An 18,431-nucleotide genomic window follows, 5' to 3' on the forward strand; every position below is an offset into this window, starting at 1 on the left:
AAAAATGCCTGAGGCATATGTGATCGAAGCTGTCCGCACCGCCGTCGGCAAGCGCAACGGGTCGCTTGCAGGTGTGCATCCCGTCGACTTGGGAGCCGCCGCGTGGCGTGGACTGTTCGACCGCACCGACGTCGACCCCGGCGCGGTCGACGATGTGATCGCCGGGTGCGTCGACGCCATCGGTCCGCAGGCCGGCAACATCGCCAGGCTGTCGTGGCTGGCCGCCGGCTACCCCGAAGAGGTGCCGGGTGTCACCGTGGACCGCCAGTGCGGTTCGAGCCAGCAGGCGATTTCCTTTGGCGCACAGGCGATCATGTCCGGCACGGCCGACCTGATCGTGGCAGGCGGCATGCAGAACATGAGCCAGATCCCCATCTCCTCGGCGATGACGGTGGGCGAGCAGTTCGGCTTCACCTCGCCGACCAACGAGTCGAAGAGCTGGCTGCACCGCTACGGCGACCAGGAGATCTCGCAGTTCCGCGGTTCGGAGCTGATCGCCGAGAAGTGGAACCTGTCCCGCGAGGAGATGGAGGAGTACTCGCTGACCAGCCACCAGCGCGCGCAGGAGGCGATACGCGCGGGCCACTTCGAGAACGAGATCATCCCCGTCGACGGGTTCGCCATCGACGAGGGGCCGCGCGACACCTCGCTGGAGAAGATGGCCGCGCTGAAGCCGCTCGTCGAAGGTGGTCGGCTGACCGCCGCGATGGCCAGCCAGATCTCGGACGGGGCGAGCGCCGTGCTGTTGGCTTCGGAGCAGGCCGTCAAGGATCACGGGCTGAAACCGCGGGCGCGCATTCACCACATCAGTGCCCGCGGCGCGGACCCGGTGTTCATGCTGACCGGTCCGATCCCCGCCACCCGGTACGCGCTGGACAAGACCGGCCTTTCGATCGAGGACATCGACACCGTCGAGATCAACGAGGCGTTCGCACCGGTGGTCATGGCGTGGCTCAAGGAGACCAAGGCCGACCCCGCCAAGGTGAACCCGAGTGGCGGTGCGATCGCCCTCGGTCACCCGCTCGGTGCGACGGGCGCCAAGCTGTTCACCACGATGCTGAACACGTTGGAGCGCACCGGCGGTCGCTACGGCCTGCAGACGATGTGCGAGGGCGGCGGCACCGCCAACGTCACCATCATCGAACGCCTCTAGCTCCATCGCGAGCAGACGCGTACACCCCCTAAATCAGCGATATTTAGGGGGTTTCGCGTCTGCTCGCTAGTGGTCGTGGATGATCACACCGCGGATGTTGCGGCCCGCGAGCATGTCGTCGTAGGCCTCGTTGATGTCGTTCAGCTTGTACTCGGTGGTGACGGTCTCGTCGAGTAGCAGCTTGCCGTCGCGGTAGAGGTTGAGTAGCCGCGGGATGTCCGCCCGCGGGTTCGCCTCGCCGTAGAGACTGCCGAGCAGCCGCTTCTGGAACAGCGTCACCATCGCCATCGGCAGCGTCGGCGTCACGTCGGCCATCGATGCGATGGCGGTCATGACCACCGCGCCGCCCTTGCGGACGATGTCGAACGCCTCGTTGATCATCGGCCCCTTGAGCAGGCCGACGGTCAGCAGCGCGGAGTCGGCCATCACGCCGCGGGTGATCTCGGCGACCAGTTCCGTCGCTTCGGGCATGGACGTCGCGAAATGGGTGGCGCCGAACTGAAACGCCTTCTCCCGCTTGGATTCGACGATGTCGACCACGACGATGTGTTCCGCACCCGCCAGCCGTGCGCCCTGGATGGCGCCGCTGCCGATGCCGCCGCAACCGATCACCACGACGGTGTCACCCGGCGTCACGTCGGCGGTGTTGACCGCCGAGCCCCACCCGGTCATCACACCGCAGCCGAGCAGGCATGCCCGCGACAGCGGCAGGTCGTCGTCGACCTTGACCAACGACGCCTCCGACACGGTGCTCAACTCGGAGAAGCTGCCGACGCCCACCATGACGCCGACGTCCTGGCCGCGCGCCTTGCGGCGATAGGTGCCGTCGGCCTGGATGCCGAGCAGAATCGTGGCCCCCATATCGCAGAGGTTCTGGTGTCCGCTGGCGCACCAACGGCACCGGCCGCAGGCGGGCAGGAATGAGGCCACGACATGGTCACCGGGCTGGAGGTTCTTCACGCCCGGGCCGACCTCCTGGACGATCCCCGCGCCTTCGTGGCCGCCGATCATCGGCAGCGTGACACCGGCCAGGTCACCCGTCTGCACATGGTGGTCGGAGTGGCACAACCCCGTCGCTTCAAAGGAGATGAGGACCTCGCCTTCCTTCGGCCCGTCGAGGTCGATCTCCTCGACGCTCCACGGTTGGTCCAGTTCCCACAGCACGGCAGCTCTCGTCTTCATGCGCCCGAGCTTAGGAAAATCGGCGCCCGGTTTGGGCCGAATCGAAAGCCTTACAGTTCACTGCGCGAGAAGCAGGCCACCCAACGCGACGATCCAGCTAGCGAAGCTGCCAACCAAGAAATACTCAGTTATCTCGTCAATGCCGGTAGGTCCACTCGGGTTGGCTTTCTGTGCATTGATCTCAGGGAACCGGATTATGCTCTTGGCGGCGATGACGGCCGTGGCGGCAGCGAGTTGACCAGCCAAACCTAGTCCGAGGATTAGCAGCCGTTCCATGGGGCCGAGCAGACGGCCACCCTTGAGTCGATCGGAGGCCTGCGGTTGCCCGGCGGGTTTCACGGCGCCGACCGATCCGAGGACAAGCCGCACTAGCTGGTTGCCTGTCACTATCTGTAGCAGCGTCACCGCGGCGACCATTAATAACCGGTCCGGGTCGAGAACCGCGACGCCAGGCAGGTCGACCCATGTAGACCACCATTCCAGTAGTCCAGTTGCTTCAGACCCCCAGCCCGACAGCACAATTAGCAATCCGACCGCGACGGCGAATACGATCAGCGGAGCCAGTTCGTGGCCGGCGGCCTGGTCGGCGCGGGCGCACAACAGTACCCATGCGATGCTCGCGACGGCCGCGATCTCGAGTAGGACGATGTCGCGGGCGTCCCACAACCCCGCTAGTGCGGCACACCCGACGAGTACAGCTGGCGCAACAATCGCCGGCAGCCAAGCACGGTCTGTTATGCGCCGGATCATATCGGCGATGCCGATGGCGATGAGCATCACCGCGAGTGCGTTCACGGGAGGCTCCGAAGGTATTGCGACGCTACGACGATCAAATCCAGACCGTCGCGGCCGGCACGTTGCGATACTGCGGAAGCGCTGATGCCTTCGGCAGCCGCGATGTCCTTTTTCGTCTTGTTGGTCAACAGGCCCTTCAGTATCTGCATCGATCTTTTATCCAGGGATCCAAGCAGATGGTCCCGACACATCAGGGCGGCGTTGATCGCGTCGGCGTCTGTGCGGTCTTTGCTGTCGACCCGAAACGACGTGCGAACCATGGCCAGCCCTGGTTGACGCTGTGCCGTGGCCGTCCATTCGATTGCTTCGCGCGCAGCCCACCACGCCGGCCCGTCCTGAATGCCAGCTTCCGGATCGAGCACCGATACCGCACCCCATCCGATCCCGAACCTGATGTCTAAATGCGGCGCGACTGCGAGTCGGATTGTCAATGCGGCATCGATGGCCGTGCCGACAGTACGGTAGCTGCCCTGGAACTCGTCTCCGACTGTCAGCGCCGGTGCATCAATCGCGCCGACACGGACCTCGCGCAAAGCTGCCTTCAGCGTTGTGTGAACCGCAGTGCGGTCGGGTGCGCGCCGCGAGCCGACGATGTCGCCGATGAGTGCAGCTCGCAAGCCTGGTGAAGGTAAGGGCTCAACTTCGGTCATATGAAGAGAATAGCTTCATCTAGAGAAAATGAAGCTATTAACTTCACTCGACATTGAGGTGCTGCCAAACGGCGTGGAAGTTCACCGCTACGCCGCGGTCAGGAACTCGCCGATGAGGTCGGCCACCTTCTCCGGCTCCTCGGTCGGCGGGTGATGGTGGACGCCGGGCAGCACGTGCAGGCGACTGTTAGGCAGGGTGGCGTGTGCGGCATGCGCATGTTCGACGGGGATGACCCGGTCCTTGTCGCCGCTGATGATCAGCGTGGGCAGATCATCACTGCAGCACAGGCGGTTGATGGCCGACACCGCCTGCCCGTGGAAGTCGACGACGGAGCGCAGCGTGCGCAGGAACGCCCTTCGGTGGTCGCGGTTGGACAGCGCGGGCTTGGTGGCGAAGCGCTCGGCGGACCCGGCCAACGCCCGCAGCAGATTGCCCGCGGCGACGGCTGGTCGCGAGGCCACCATCGGTAAGACGAACTCGGAGCCGGGCAGCGACAGCAGGCGCAGCACGCGGCCGACGTCGTCGCCGAATCCGCCGCTGCTGATGAGGACCATCCGATCGCAGTACTCGCGATGCTGATGGGCGAACTGCATGGCGATGCCACCGCCGAGGGAGTGGCCGACGACCGTGACCTTCTTGATGCCGAGCTCGTCCAGCAGATCGCGCAGCACCACGGCGAACGCGCCGACCGAATAGTCACCCCGCGGCTTGTCGGATTGCCCATGGCCCAACAGGTCAGGGGCGATCACGCGATACCGCTTGGCGAGCAACGGAATCACACCGCTCCAGGTCTTCGAGCTGCCTCCCATGCCGTGGATGAGCAGTACGACATCGCCGCGGCCCTCGTCGCGGTAGGCGATGCGGTCGCCGTGCAGCGTGATCGTCTTGACGCCCTCGGCTTCGTCCGTGGTGGTGCCGCTCGCCGGCGCCGCCGTCAAGACGGGTGCGGCCACGACGGCTGCACACGTCGCTGCGCTGACCAACAGGGCCTTCAGGGCTTTCATCTCAATCGCTCCGGTGTGTGGTTCAGATGATCTCTTTGATCACTACGACCAGGCTATGGCGAAGGGGGCCAGCACTTCTCGCTTGTGCTCACTACTCACGCAAGCGACGATTTGCGAGTTTTGCGCATTCTGTTCAGCGCGTCGCCTTCGACGGCCACCAGTTCGCCTGGCCGACGAGTGAGGCCAGCGCCGGCACCGTGATGGTACGGACCACGAAGGTGTCGATCAGCAGCCCCATCCCGATGATGAAACCGGTCTGCACCATCGTGGACAGGGTTCCGAACAGCAGGCCGAACATCGAGCCGGCGAAGATGATCCCTGCCGAGGTGATCACCCCGCCGGTCGAGCGGATGGCCCGGATGATGCCCGAGCGGATACCGTTGTGGGATTCCTCGCGGATGCGGGTGATCAGCAACAGATTGTAGTCCGCGCCGACGGCGACGAGGACGATGAAGGCCATCGCGGGCACGTTCCAGTAGATGTGCTGATGGAGGATGAACTGGAACAGGACAACGCCCAGACCCAATGCCGACAGGTACGAGATCACCACCGAGGCAATGAGATACAGCGGTGCGATGAGGGCCCGCAGCAGCGCGACGAGGATGAGGAAGACCACGGTCAGGGTGATGATGACGATCAGGAGGAGGTCGTGGTCGTAGTCGCTGCGGATGGTGCTGTACATCGGCGTGGTGCCGACCATCGAGATCGTCGCATCCGACAGTGCGGTGTTCGGCTGCGCCGCCCTTGCGGTGTCGAGGATCTGCGCAACCTGGTCCATCGCCTCGGTGCTGAAGGGATCGAACTTCGACTCGACGACATAACGCGCGGAATGCCCGTCGGGGGAGACGTAAAGCTTCGCGGCATTCTTGAAATCGTTGGTCGTCAGCACTCCGGGCGGGATGTACATGCCCGCCATCGACGGTGTCGACGCGCCCTGCTCTATCGAATTGAGCAGGGTGGCGGCCTGATTCATGCCGACGCCCATCTTCTTGGTCTGCTCGACCAGCGTCTGCACCCCGGTGGCGAGCTGCCTGCTGCCGTCGGCCAGCTGGTTGGCGCCCTGCTCCATCTGTGTGAGCTTCTGTTGTGCGGCAGCGGGATTGCCCACGCCCGCCGACTGTAGATCGGTAGCCGCCGACTGCAGCAGACCGGCGAGCTGCTCGACCTTGGCCAGCACGTCCTGAGCGGGTCCAGCGTTGGTGAGCTGTTGCAGTGCCGCCCTTCCGTTGACGCAGGCGGGGTCGGCGTCGCACTGCGGGCTGTTGTTCAGCACGTTGAGCATCGCGGTGGCGTTGTCGGCCAGGCCGTTGTTCGCATATGACCGGATGCCCTCGAGGAGTTGGGTGGTCTGTGGGCTGGAGAGTTGCTGCTGGACCTGATTCAGGGTGTTCGTCATCGCGGTCATCGACGTTGCGGTGGAACGAATCTGGTCGCGAATGCTGCCGAGGGTGTCGGCCAGCTTGTTGGCCCCGGCGCTCAGCGCATCGAGATCGCTTGTCCTGCTGCTGATCTGCGAGGAGGCATCCGCGAGCTTCGTCCCGACCTGGCCGGCCTGGTAACTGATCTTCGTCTGATCCAGCGGCTGCCCCGCCGGGCGGGTGATACCGCGCACCGCTGCGATGTTCGGCAGCTGGGCCACCCGCTGCGCCAGCTGCTCCATGTCGGCCAGCGACTGCGGATTGCGCAGATCGTGCGGCGACTGGATGTAGATGTACTCCGGCAGCAGTGCACTGGTCGAGAAGTGCGCGGCCATCTCGGAGAAGCCCTGATTGCTCTCCGCCGATGCGGGCAGCTGCATACGGTCGTTGAAGGTCGGGTGCATCATCACCGCGCACGCGCCCAGCCCGACCAGCACGGCCAGGCTCACGACGAGGTGCGACTTGGGCCGCCGGACCAGGTTGACGGCCGAGCGTTGCCAGAGTCGACTGGTCAGCGGCGCGCGAGGCGCGATCCATCCCCGACGACCGGCCAGCACCAGGACCGCGGGCAGCAATGTGATCGCCGCGAAGAACGCGATCGATATCGAAATCGCCAGCGCCGGACCGACGCTCGTGAATGCGGGCAGGCGGGTGAAGATCATGCCGAGGAACGTGATCGCCACCGTGGCCGCGGATCCCGCGATCACCTTGCCGATGGACGTCATGGCCTTGGCGACGGCCTCGTCGGACTCGGTACCGGACCGTAGGTATTCGTGGTACCGGCTGATGAGGAACACCGCGTAGTCGGTGCCCGCGCCGACGATCATCGCCGTCATCAGCACGACGGTCATCGCCGTGACATGCAGTCCGACTTGAGTCAACGCGGACACCACACCCTGCGCGGCCGCTACGGAGATACCGATGGTGAGCAGTGGTAGCAGGGCGGTGACCGGACGTCGGTAGATCACCATCAGGATGACCATGACCAGGATGGCCGTCGCGATCCCGATCAATTGGGTATCGCGGGCGCTGACGATCGACATGTCGCCGATCACCGCGGCCTCCCCGGTCACGTGCGTCGTCAGATCGGAGCCCGCGGTGGTCTGGGAGATGATCTTGCCGACCCGTTGGTAGGCCTCCGACGATTCCGGTGACCCGGCGGGCGCCTTGAGCGTCACCGCCATGTAGAAGGCCTTGTTGTCCTTGCTGACCATCAGCTGACGCAACGCGGGCGTGGTCACGAAATCCTCGACCGCTCCGACATCCTCGGTGTCGGCGCGGAGTTTGTCGGCCAGCGTGCGGTAGGTGTCGTTGTCGGCCTGCTGCAGGCCGTGATCGCTGGCCATGACGACAACGACGATGTTCTGCTCCGACTCGCCGAAGTCGGCCGCCATGTGCTCGCTGGCCGTCATCGCCTGCGGTGGCAGCACCTGCAGCGTCTGGTTCGCCACGATCTTCGTCAGCGGCGGGAACGCGATCGACAGCACCACGACGAGCGCCACCCACGCGGCGATCACGAGCCAGGGGACACGCACCACGATGCGGCCCAAGGTGTTCAGCACCCGATACCTCTATCTACGCGGCGAGCACCGTGCGGCGGTTCTCGTCCAGCTGAGAATCCCACTGCATGGTGGCGGTCAGCGAGAATTCCGCGAGAGTGCGCAAAATTGCGTCGTGCAGCTCCTCGTTGGTGCAGGGGTGTGCCGGGTCGTAGCGCAGGACCGAGACGAAGACCCGCCCGTTGACGCGCCCGGAGAGCATCCCCATCAGGCCGCCGGCGCGGTGCATCATCCCCTGTGTCACGCGGGGATACAGCGAGCGCATCGAGAAGGAGTCGGCTTCGGTGCCGTCCGGGCGATTGGCGGCTGCCGGGACATCACCCAGATTGGACGAGCAGACCGCTTTCGTGCCGCCCGCGGCGACGCTGACCATCCGCCTGATGACCCGTTTCGGCAGGAAGGGGACGACCGGCAGGAGGGCGAAGCGTTCGTCGGGCGTTTCGTTCGCCCGGATGAGGGCGGCCTTGACGGCGGCGCGGACCTCGCGGAGATCGGTCGTCACCTTCGACGGATCGACCGTCAGGTCGGCGTTGCCCACCGCGTTGGCGCGGGTGTCGCCGTCGAACCGTTCGTTGATGGGCATCGCCAAGGTGGCCATCCCATCGCCGGCAGTCACCCGGCCTGCGCGCGCTGCGAATCGCGCGGCCAACCCGGCGAGCAGTGAGTTCGGTGTTCCGCCGAGTGCCTTGGCGACGGCGTCCCACTGGTCCATGTCGACGAAGACGGTGGCGGCGGGCAGTTCGATCTGCTCGTCCGGGGCCGCGATGGGTGCCGACACGGGCGCGGAGGCCGCGGAGGTCACGCCCTCCCGACGGGCACGCCGGGCCATCCGCGCCCCGGCGACGATCGCCCGACCGACCGACGGCATGTCGCGCACGGTCTGGCGGGCGTCCTGGCGCAGCGCACGCCACCGGCGTCGCGATCCGGCGGCCGGCCAGATGATGGAATCGTCACGGCCAGAGGCGGCGTCGGCGATCGCAGTGCTGAGCCCGACCCCGTCGGCCAGACCGTGGGAGATGATCAGGCTCAGTCCGGTACCGCCGTCGGAGAACGGCAGCACTGCGAGATGCCACGCCGGGCCGTGCTCGTAGTCCAGTTGAATGGCGGTCTGCTCGCGCAGCCAGTCGCCGAACTCCGCGCGGGTCCGCGCCGCCGCGATCTCGATGGCGGGCGCGTCGTCCGGCGCCACCCACCGATGACGGCCGAACGGTAACGGTGACCGCTCGACGTGACGGGACAGCCGGCCCCGCAGCAGATGGTGGTGGAAGCGTCGCAACCCGTCCATGTCGATGGGACGGTTGTACGTCCACACGCACTGCAGCAGGTTGGTCGCGCCCGTGGCACGTTCACCCTGGAACACGACCTGGTCGGCCAGATCGAGCAACGTGGAAATGTCCTCTTGCTTCTTCATCTCAGTTCGTCCTTTCGGTCAGCTGGTGCATGGCGGTCGAATTGGCATGGCGGACAACCTCTTCGATCCAGTCCTCGGTGGTGATCTTCGCGACGTCGGTGAACGCCTCGGTCAATGCCGCGATATAGCGGTGCACCGAATCTCGTGCGACGGAGTTGTCGGGGAAGGAGACCGTGACAGTGGTGCGCCCGGCGTGCCGGTTGATCCACATGTTGATCCCGCCGTGCGAAAGGGTGTCGCCGTAGGTACCGAAGTTGGTCCCTTCCCACATCGACGCCAACGGGATCTTGCGGAAGTCCAAGAAGGACACCATCATCGTCGGCTTGCTCGGCAGTTTGATGCCCAGTTGGTCGACGGGCGCCACCTCCAACACCCGGTCCAGGGGCACGTTCGCCAGATTCCGGTTGGAGTCGAACGACTTCTGCGCGGCACGCGCCACGTCGCCGAAGCAGCCGTCGCCGATCGGCACGGTCACGGGGAACAGGCCGGCGAACCACCCGACCGACAACGTCTCGCCCGGCAGCCGGGTGTCAGACGGGGTGAAGCCGTGATATGTGGTGTTGCCGGTCAGCCGATGCTCGGCCAGCGCCGCGCATGCCATGACGCCACCGGAGAAGCGGGCGCCCACATTGCGGCACGCGGCGTCGAACGCCTCCGTCTGCTCGCCGTTGAGCAGGTCCACGGTGATGAAGTCACCCTTGTTGTGCGACCAGGTGTCACCCAGCTCCAACGGAAAGCTCGGCCACTCGCCATCGGTGTCCTGGGCGAAGGTGATCCAGTCCCGGATCTCCGGTGAGGACAGGTCCATGGCGGCGACCTGCTCGCTCTGCCGAGCGGTGTAGCCGCGGTACCCGCCGACCTCGCTCTGGGCGACCGGCCTCCCGGCGATCAGGTCCTGATACGCCAGATGGATGTCGAGGAAGATGATGCCCGCCGACATACCGTCGATGTGCAGATGGTCGGCGCTGGCGTAGAACGTGAAATGGTCGGGCTTGGCAATGACGCCGAACGTGATGCAGTCCCAATTCAAGGTATCCGGGGTGGATGTCAATGCGTGCTCGCGAATGTCTTCGGCACTCATTTCGCCGTAGGAAAAAGGGACGAATTCGATTTGTTCCGGATCGGCGATCGTGCGGCGGAAGATGTTGCCGTTCTCGAACCCGAACGAGCTGTGGTAGGTGTCGTGACGGCGGACGTGCATGTTGATCGCGGTGGTCATCGCGACGATGTCGCACGTCCCCGGGATATCCCAGGACACCACCATCAGTCGAGGTAGTTGGCGTCCCAGCGCCCGGCTGTAGAAGGCAGCGCGCAGATGCGACGCCTGCTGGAAGCTCGGGGGCAGCGGATCGCGGTCGGCATTCGCCATGATGTCGCGCGACGCGTCCGAGGCGGTCCAGGTGGTGACTGGGCCCTGCGCCGGCTGCCATGAATTGATGGGGCCCAGTGCGACCATTTCGGTAACTCCTTTTGTGCTCGATGACTTTTCGTCATCCCGTTGCATTTGAAGCTACGGAGCCGCGAACCCGATGGCTCGCTTGTGCGCACTAGTCGCGAACTGAGCGATTTATCGCTTTTGCGCATTCTGCTCACACGCGAGCCGTACGCTCTGCGCATGCCGTTTCTGCCCCGCTTCGACGTGCGGCTGGCCACCCAGGTGCTGCTGCTGCAAGTCGCTGTCGTGGTGCTGACGCTCGGCATCGCGGGCGGCCTGCTGGCGTTCCTCAGCCATGAGCGGATCCACTACCAAGTTGGCCAGCGCGCGCTCGACGTCGCGCGGGTACTTGCGTACGCACCTGCGGTGCGGGCGGATGTCGCGCACTACGACGACGTGGGCTTGCCGCAGGGGCCGGACGCCGTCGACGAACTGGCCAACGGGCAGTTGCAGTCCATCGCGTCGGAAGTGCAGAAGCGGACCGACGTGTTATTCGTGGTCATCACCAACAACCACGGGATCAGGCTCGCGCACCCGAACCGGGACGAACTCGGTAAGCCGGTGAGCACCGATCCCGACGAGGCGCTTGCGGGACACGAGACGGTGATAGCCCAGTCCGGCACGCTCGGACCGTCGGTGCGCGCCAAAGTGCCCGTCCTGCGGCCAAGTTCGCAACAGGTGGTCGGTGAGGTCAGCGTTGGTATCTCGACAGCGGCGGTGCACAAGCAGCTGTGGACCGATGTCCGGACGGCCGCATTGCTGGTCGGCGTGGCGATGTTGATCGGGGTTGTCGGCTCGTTCCTTCTCGCGAGGCGTTGGCGCGCACTGACATTGGGGCTGCAACCCGCCGAGCTGGCAGAGATGGTCCGCGGTCAGGCGGCGATCCTGCACGGGATCGGGGAGGGTGTCCTGGCTGCCGACACCTCGTGGAAGACGACCTTCGTCAACGACGAAGCGTGTCGTCTGCTCGAGATCGACGACGAGCGCGGCCGCCCGATCCAGGAGATCGGTTTGACACCAAGGGTTCTCGATGTGTTCCTGTCAGCCGATCCGACGCCGACCATCGCCACCGTCGGCGATCGCATCGTCGTGGTGTCCGCTCGGAAGGTGTCGCGTGACGGACGTGAGCTCGGCACCGTGCTCATGGTGCGGGATCGCACCGACGTCGAATCGCTCACCCGCCAGCTCGACGCGGTGCAGTTGATGAGCACCGCGCTGCGCGCCCAGCGTCACGAATTCGCCAACCGGTTGCATCTGCTCAACGGTCTGTTGCAGGGCGGCCACGCCGAGGAGGCAGAGCAATACCTCGGGGAACTGCTCGGCTCGGGGCCGCTGGGCTCGGCGCTGCCCGGCATGGACGCCATCCGGGATCCATTCCTGCAGGCGTTCCTGGCGGCGAAGGCCGCGTCCGCCCGCGAGGCCGGGGTGACGTTGCGAATCGGCGAGAACACCTGGGTGTCTGGCCGACTCGCGCTGCCCGTCGACGTCACCACGGTGTTGGGCAATCTGATCGACAACGCGATCGATGCCGCGCGCACCGGCGCCGACGACACGAAGATTGTGGAAGTCGAGCTGCTGCAGGATGGTTCGACGTTGCACATCACCGTCGCGGACAGCGGCGACGGCGTCGCGCCGGACTTCGTCGAGCATGTGTTCACCGAGGGCGAGTCGACGAAGCCCCAGTCGGGGATTCCCGGGGGCCGCGGGATCGGTATGGCGTTGTCCCGCCAGATCAGCCGTGCGCTGGGCGGAGACGTGCGACTGTCGAGCACGGGGAACCCCGATGCGGAGTTGCGTGGTGCAGAGTTCATCGCCCGGCTGCCGGGTGTGATGGTCGAGGAGGAAGCCCAATGGGTGACGCAGAACTGACGGTGTTGGTGGTCGACGACGACTTCCGTGTCGCCAACCTGCACGCCGGCATCGTCGAGGCGCTGCCCGGCTTCACCGTGTCCGCCACGGTGAACAGTCTCGCCGCGGCACGGGAGGCCGATCCCGTGGATCTCGCGCTGGTCGACGTCTATCTGCCCGACGGCTCGGGTGTCGACTTCGTCCGCGAGCTGCGTTGCGACAGTTTCATACTGAGCGCGGCGACCGAGGCCGAGACGATCCGAGCGGCGGTGGCCGCAGGCGCACTGAGCTACCTGGTCAAGCCCTTTGTGCCCGCCGATCTCGCCGCCAGGCTGGCCGGCTACGCGCGCTACCGCAAGATTCTGTCCGGCTCGAACCTCAGTGCACAGGACGTGGATGCGGCACTCGACGCGCTTCGCCCCCGGGTCGCCGAACAGAAGACGTCGGTCACTGCTACGTCACCCACCAAACAGCTTGTCCTGAAGGCGCTGCGCGCCGCCGACGGGCCGATGTCGTCGGCGGAGGTGGCCACGGCCATCGGGGTGTCGAGGGCGACCGCGCCGCGCTACCTGGCGACGCTCGCCGCCGCCGGTGAGGTCAAGACACGGCTGCGCTACGGCACCACCGGGCGTCCGGAACAGGAGTTCATCGCCGCGGAACGGCCTACTCGATCAGGGCAGCCGCGGCCTGCAGGTGCTTGACCGCATCGTTGACGATGTTGTCGATCAACTCGGCGCACGACGGCAGGTCCTCGAGGATGCCTGCGACCTGACCGGATGCCAGTACGCCCGCGTCGGTGTTGCCCTCGACGAGTCCCGCCTTCAGCAGCATCGGGGTGTTGGCCGCCATGACGACCTGAGACCAGGTCAGTTCCTTGCCGTGCCGCATCTCCAAGCCGTCGCGGATCATCGAACGCCACGTCATACCGGACATCTTCTTGAACTTCTGGGCGTTGCGAACCGCCGCGGTGAATCCGCGTACCCGCGAACCGCTCTCGAGCTTCTCGACGAGTCCGGTACGCAGCACCCGGTGCGGCATGCCGTCGACGCGCGTGGAAACCACGGTGCCGTCCAGTCCGGCCTCGAGATACCGCCGCTTCACCGCGTCGGGGACCGTGGAGTCCGAGGTCAGCAGGAACCGGGTGCCCATCGCGACGCCGGCCGCACCGTACGACAGCGCCGCCGCGAGCCCGCGACCGTCGAAGAAGCCGCCCGCCGCCACAACAGGTATGTCGACGGCGTCCAGCACCGACGGCAACAACAGCGTCGTCGCGATCGGACCGGTGTGGCCGCCGCCCTCGCCGCCCTGGACGATCACCGCGTCGGCGCCCCAGCCGGCGACCTTCTTGGCGTGCTTGGCCAGGCCGACCGATGGAATCACCACCACGCCCGCGTCTTTGAGTTTGGCGATCAGATCGGGTTTGGGTGCCAGCGCGAACGACGCCACCTTGACTTCCTCGCGGATCAACAGGTCGATGCGCTCGTTCGCGTCACCGGCGTCGGCCCGGATGTTGATGCCGAACGGTTTGGCGGTGGCGGCCTTCACCTTTGTGACGGCCGTCGCCAGCTCGTCGAGCGTCATCGTCGCCGACGCGAGGATGCCGAGACCGCCGGCATTCGAGGTCGCGGCCACCAGGCGCGCACCCGCCACCCAGCCCATCCCGGTCTGCACCACCGGATGCTCGATGCCGACCAGTTCGGTCAGCGGCGTGCGGATCTTACTCACCGGATTTCCTTGTCCCGCAGTCCTTTGGGATCGATCACCTCGCGAATCAGCTTCTGCTCCTCCTCGGTGGGCAGCCGCGTCGTCTCGGCGGAGTCCAGCCCATGCACCTCGAACGAGGTATTCTCCGCGACCTGGTCCGCCTCGACGCCGGGATGCAGCGACACCGCGCGCATCTGATGGTCAGGCCCGTTGAAGTCGAACACGCCGAGGTTGGTCACCACCCGGAACACGTTGACGAAGCGGAATGCCGGGTTGTTCGGATCGACCTTGTCCCAGCCGATTCCGGAGACCACGTCCACCGAATCTCCGAACACGCGCTTGGAGTGGTTACCGACCCAGTAGCTCGTGGCGTGGTTGACGGTGTTGCCGGGCGCCCCGCGCACACCGAACATCTGGCGGGTGGGGTGCTGCAAAGGCCCGAACGCAGACAGGTTCTGATTGCCGTACCGGTCAATCTGATTCGCGCCCATGACTACATGGCGGCGGCCCCAGGCCAGCGTCTCGAAGACACGGCCGAACGGCATCCATCCCTCGATCGCTCCCGCCGCGCCGAGGGCTGGCGTGTCGGCCAGCAGACGGGCCTCACCGTCGGTCAGCAGGATGTCGGGGGAGAAGGTCAGGCGGGCCAGCCTCGCGCCGATCGACACCATGTTCGCCATCGGGCTCACCATGATTTCGCCCGCATCGCGGAACAGCTCGGCACACGCGACGGCGCACACCTCGGCACGGGTCACTGACATCACTTCGCCGCCTCCTTCGCCGCCTCTGCGAATTTCCGCACGGCCGCTTGATAATCCGCCTCGCTGCCGGACAGGTACGTCTTCACGAACTCGGCCCAGCTCTCTTCGGATGCGGCGGCTTCGGCGTAGTGCCGCTGGAACTTCTCGTCGCGGCGGTAATCCGGTTCGGCCGTGGTGAAGTGGGCGCCGTTGGGGGCCTCCACCACGGTGTCGACCATCATCCGGTTCACCAGCAGTGCCTGCGGCGGCACCGCCTTGACCAATTCGTCTGTCGGGACCACCCGCTCGACCGAAAGATAGCGGTGCTGCGCCGCCATCAGGAACAGGTCGTCGAAGTAGGGGTCGATACCGGTGTACGCCGCATTGCCCGCGGCATCACCGAGATTCATGTGGACGAAGGCCGCATCGAGCGTCAGCGCGGGCATGGCGATCAGTTCCTCGTAGCCGTCGCCGGTGGGGTAGGGAGACGTCACGGTCTTGAGCTCGTCGCCCCAGAACGCGCGCACATCACTGCCCAGACCGGCGCGGATCGGCAGAAACGGCAGGCGTTGCGCCGCGGCCTGCAGCCCACAGCGCAGCATGCCCTCGTCCATCTCGCGGGCTTCGATGGAGCCGCTGGTGCGCGCCTTGGCGAACCACGGGTCGTAGAACGGCGGCGAATCCAGCGATACGAAGCCGTAGTAGACGCGCTTGACCTTGCCCGCCGAGCACAGCAGTCCGAGGTCGGGGCCGCCGTAGGTGACGACGGTCAGATCCGTCACGTCGGTGCGCAGCAGGGCCCGCACGAACGCCATCGGCTTGCGACGTGATCCCCAGCCGCCGATGCCGATCGTCATACCGCTCTCGACGCCGGCGACGGCGTCGTCCAAAGTTGTTCTCTTGTCGTTCATTTGCCGCCCTTGTTCGTCCCCGCGAACGCATCGCGATGCTCGTCGGCCACGCCTGCGAGGTTGAGCTCGAACGTGAAGCCCTGCTCCATGCGGTAGCTCGAATTCACGCGCTGCACGTCGATGAGGTTCAGCGCCTCCTTGGCCGCGCGGATGACGCGGGTGTCCTTCGCGGCGATATCGCGCGCCACGCGGAGTGCGGCTTCGTCGAGTTCGTCGCGCGGCACGACCTCGTGCACGGAACCGAAGTGGTGCAGGGTCGCGGCGTCGACGGTGGCGGCGGTGAAGAACAGCCGCCGCATCATGTGCTGCGGCACCAACCTCGACAGGTGCGTTGCAGCACCCAGCGCGCCACGCTCGACCTCGGGCAATCCGAACGTCGCGTCATCGGAGGCGACGATGACGTCGCTGTTGCCGACCAGGCCGATCCCGCCGCCGACACAGAACCCGTTGACCGCGGCGATGACGGGTACCTCGCACTCGTAGACGGCGCGGAACGCATGGAAGCAGCCGCGGTTGGCGTCGATCAGCGCGGTGAAGCCCTCGGTGTTCTGCATCTCCTTGATGTCGACGCCCGCGTTGAACCCGCGGCCCTCCGCCCGCAGGATCACCACGTGGGTGTCCATGTCGCGGCCGGCGGCGGTGATGGCGTCGCCGAGTTCGAACCAGCCGCGCGACGGAATCGCGTTGACCTTCGGATAGTCGACGGTGACCGAGACGATGCCCGGTTCGACCGTCTTGGTGGTGATCGTCATGCGGATACCTCGGTTACTCTGGGGGTCGCTACCTAAGCAAGCACTTGCTTGGTACGCTAGCACAGTGACTGACCGCCCAGAGATAGTCCTCGGACTGCACGGCAAGGTCGTCCTGGTGACCGGCGGAGTACGCGGCGTCGGGGCAGGCATCAGCTCGGTATTCGCAGCGCAAGGCGCGACCGTGGTGACGTGTGCGCGCCGGCCGGTCGAGGGATTGCCCTACGAGTTCCACAGTTGCGACGTCCGCGACGACGAGGCGGTGGCCGCGCTGATCGAGACGGTCGCCGACAAGCATGGACGCCTGGACATCGTCGTCAACAATGCGGGCGGATCGCCCTACGTCCTGGCCGCCGAATCGTCGGCGAAGTTCAACACCAAGATCGTCGAGCTCAATCTGCTTGGGCCGCTGTCGGTCTCGATCCACGCGAATGCGGTGATGCAGACGCAACCCCAGGGGGGCTCGATCATCAACATCGCCAGTGTGAGCGGCCGTCGGCCGACGCCGGGCACCGCGCCCTACGGTGCGGCCAAGGCGGGCATGGAGAGCATAACGAGCACACTGGCGGTCGAGTGGGCGCCAAAGGTGCGGGTGAACTCGGTGGTTGTCGGGATGGTCGAGACCGAACAGTCCGAATTGTTCTACGGCGACGCCGATTCCATCGCTGCCATCTCCAAGAACGTGCCGCTGGGCCGACTGGCCAAACCAGACGATGTCGGCTGGGCGGCGGCGTTTTTGGCGTCCGACGCCGCGTCCTACATCAGCGGCGCTTCGCTGGAGGTGCACGGCGGCGGCGAACCGCCGCACTACCTGGCGACCACGACCGCAGACATCAAGTAGCGCATACACCGAACAACGTAGGAGATAAGAGATATGGGACTGCTCGACGGTCGTGTTGTCATCGTGACGGGTGCAGGCGGCGGCATCGGACGCGCACATGCGCTGGCGTTCGCCGCCGAAGGCGCGCGGGTGGTGGTCAACGACATCGGCGTCGGGTTGGACGGCTCACCCGCGGGAGGTGGCAGCGCGGCGCAGGGCGTGGTCGACGAGATCACCGCCGCCGGAGGCGAAGCCGTCACCAGCGGCGCCAACGTCGCCGACTGGGCGCAGGCCGAGGGGCTGATCCAGACCGCGATCGACGCATTCGGCGGGCTCGATGTGCTGGTCAACAATGCCGGCATCGTCCGTGACCGGATGTTCGCCAACACCAGCGAGGAGGAGTTCGACACCGTCGTCGCCGTCCACCTCAAGGGGCACTTCGCGACCATGCGCCACGCCGCCGCGTACTGGCGCGCACAGTCCAAGGCGGGCAACACCGTCGACGCGCGCATCATCAACACCAGCTCGGGCGCAGGCCTGCAAGGCAGTGTGGGACAGGCGAATTACAGTGCGGCCAAGGCGGGAATCGCGGCCTTGACCCTGGTCGCCGCGGCCGAGATGGGCCGCTACGGGGTGACCGTCAACGCCATCGCGCCGTCGGCCAGAACCAGGATGACCGAGACGGTGTTCGCCGAGATGATGGCCACCCAGGACAAGGACTTCGACGCGATGGCGCCGGAAAACATTTCACCGCTGGTGGTTTGGCTCGGCAGCGTCGAGTCCAAGGACGTCACCGGAACGATGTTCGAGGTCGAGGGTGGCATCATCCGGGTGGCCGAGGGCTGGGCGCACGGACCCCAGGTCGACAAGGGCGCCCGCTGGGATCCCGCCGAACTCGGACCCGTCGTGAGAGATCTGCTGGCCAAGGCGCGTCCGGCGGTGCCCGTCTACGGCGCCTGAACCATCCTGGTCAGTTTGCGCGAGTAGCGTTTTCGCTCTTCCTCTGTCGCATCTCGGGCCGTGTAACCGCATGGTGGAAATTCGCGCAGAA

General features: G+C 65.9%; 16 protein-coding genes. 5 read left to right on the forward strand and 11 right to left on the reverse strand.

What is annotated here, in order from left to right:
• Positions 1–4: 4 nt before the first annotated feature.
• On the forward strand, positions 5–1,153 hold the full coding sequence (gene fadA6, locus G6N43_RS05885) for a steroid 3-ketoacyl-CoA thiolase FadA6 (RefSeq protein WP_083156709.1): 1,149 nt from the start codon (positions 5–7) through the stop codon (positions 1,151–1,153).
• 66 nt (positions 1,154–1,219) lie between these two features.
• On the opposite strand, the gene G6N43_RS05890 is transcribed toward fadA6, so the two are convergent.
• From G6N43_RS05890 to G6N43_RS05920, 7 genes are all read right to left on the reverse strand, one after another.
• Positions 1,220–2,335, reverse strand: a complete 1,116-nt coding sequence (locus G6N43_RS05890) for an NDMA-dependent alcohol dehydrogenase (protein WP_083156708.1) — start codon at positions 2,333–2,335, stop codon at positions 1,220–1,222.
• A gap of 57 nt (positions 2,336–2,392) precedes the next feature.
• Positions 2,393–3,130: a hypothetical protein gene (locus G6N43_RS05895; RefSeq protein WP_083156707.1), complete on the reverse strand. Its 738-nt coding sequence runs from the start codon at positions 3,128–3,130 to the stop codon at positions 2,393–2,395.
• Complete coding sequence (locus G6N43_RS05900; RefSeq protein WP_083156706.1) at positions 3,127–3,780, reverse strand: SatD family protein; 654 nt, start codon at positions 3,778–3,780, stop codon at positions 3,127–3,129. The genes G6N43_RS05895 and G6N43_RS05900 overlap by 4 nt, the downstream gene beginning before the upstream one ends.
• Positions 3,781–3,867: 87 nt before the next feature.
• The gene (locus G6N43_RS05905; protein WP_083156705.1) at positions 3,868–4,785 is read right to left on the reverse strand and encodes an alpha/beta fold hydrolase; all 918 of its coding nucleotides are present in this window, start codon (positions 4,783–4,785) and stop codon (positions 3,868–3,870) included.
• Positions 4,786–4,918: 133 nt separating this feature from the next.
• A complete protein-coding gene (locus G6N43_RS05910; protein ID WP_165761900.1) occupies positions 4,919–7,765 on the reverse strand; it encodes an MMPL/RND family transporter in 2,847 nt (948 codons plus the stop codon).
• A 13-nt stretch (positions 7,766–7,778) separates the two neighbouring features.
• Positions 7,779–9,155 carry a condensation domain-containing protein gene (locus G6N43_RS05915; RefSeq protein ID WP_083156727.1) on the reverse strand — a complete coding sequence of 459 codons (1,377 nt, stop codon included), beginning with the start codon at positions 9,153–9,155 and terminating at the stop codon, positions 7,779–7,781.
• A gap of 19 nt (positions 9,156–9,174) precedes the next feature.
• Entirely contained in the window at positions 9,175–10,629 is a 1,455-nt protein-coding gene (locus tag G6N43_RS05920) for a condensation domain-containing protein (protein WP_083156704.1), read from the reverse strand.
• 159 nt (positions 10,630–10,788) lie between these two features.
• Between G6N43_RS05920 and G6N43_RS05925 the strand changes: the two genes are divergently transcribed.
• Both G6N43_RS05925 and G6N43_RS05930 read left to right on the forward strand, forming a co-directional pair.
• Positions 10,789–12,477: a sensor histidine kinase gene (locus G6N43_RS05925; protein ID WP_234810252.1), complete on the forward strand. Its 1,689-nt coding sequence runs from the start codon at positions 10,789–10,791 to the stop codon at positions 12,475–12,477.
• Positions 12,459–13,157, forward strand: coding sequence for a response regulator (locus G6N43_RS05930; RefSeq protein ID WP_083156703.1), 699 nt, complete (start codon positions 12,459–12,461; stop codon positions 13,155–13,157). The genes G6N43_RS05925 and G6N43_RS05930 overlap by 19 nt, the downstream gene beginning before the upstream one ends.
• On the opposite strand, the gene ipdC is transcribed toward G6N43_RS05930, so the two are convergent.
• The 4 genes from ipdC to echA20 are packed head-to-tail and all read right to left on the reverse strand — an operon-like array spanning position 13,120 to position 16,563.
• Positions 13,120–14,181 (reverse strand): (3aS,4S,5R,7aS)-5-hydroxy-7a-methyl-1-oxo-octahydro-1H-indene-4-carboxyl-CoA dehydrogenase, encoded by a 1,062-nt coding sequence (ipdC, locus tag G6N43_RS05935; protein ID WP_083156702.1) that lies wholly within the window; start codon positions 14,179–14,181, stop codon positions 13,120–13,122. The genes G6N43_RS05930 and ipdC overlap by 38 nt on opposite strands.
• Positions 14,178–14,924 (reverse strand): cholesterol ring-cleaving hydrolase subunit IpdB, encoded by a 747-nt coding sequence (ipdB, locus tag G6N43_RS05940; protein ID WP_083156701.1) that lies wholly within the window; start codon positions 14,922–14,924, stop codon positions 14,178–14,180. Before ipdB ends, ipdC begins: the two co-directional genes overlap by 4 nt.
• A complete protein-coding gene (gene ipdA / locus G6N43_RS05945) occupies positions 14,921–15,811 on the reverse strand; it encodes a cholesterol ring-cleaving hydrolase subunit IpdA (RefSeq protein ID WP_083156700.1) in 891 nt (296 codons plus the stop codon). The genes ipdB and ipdA overlap by 4 nt, the downstream gene beginning before the upstream one ends.
• The gene (gene echA20 / locus G6N43_RS05950; protein ID WP_083156699.1) at positions 15,808–16,563 is read right to left on the reverse strand and encodes a (7aS)-7a-methyl-1,5-dioxo-2,3,5,6,7,7a-hexahydro-1H-indene-carboxyl-CoA hydrolase; all 756 of its coding nucleotides are present in this window, start codon (positions 16,561–16,563) and stop codon (positions 15,808–15,810) included. Before echA20 ends, ipdA begins: the two co-directional genes overlap by 4 nt.
• Positions 16,564–16,627: 64 nt before the next feature.
• Between echA20 and G6N43_RS05955 the strand changes: the two genes are divergently transcribed.
• Both G6N43_RS05955 and G6N43_RS05960 read left to right on the forward strand, forming a co-directional pair.
• Entirely contained in the window at positions 16,628–17,401 is a 774-nt protein-coding gene (locus G6N43_RS05955) for an SDR family oxidoreductase (RefSeq protein WP_083156698.1), read from the forward strand.
• Between the two features lie 33 nt (positions 17,402–17,434).
• Positions 17,435–18,340 carry an SDR family oxidoreductase gene (locus G6N43_RS05960; protein WP_083156697.1) on the forward strand — a complete coding sequence of 302 codons (906 nt, stop codon included), beginning with the start codon at positions 17,435–17,437 and terminating at the stop codon, positions 18,338–18,340.
• The last annotated feature ends 91 nt before the right edge of the window (positions 18,341–18,431 follow it).

Source organism: Mycolicibacterium moriokaense (assembly GCF_010726085.1).
Classification (GTDB): domain Bacteria; phylum Actinomycetota; class Actinomycetes; order Mycobacteriales; family Mycobacteriaceae; genus Mycobacterium; species Mycobacterium moriokaense.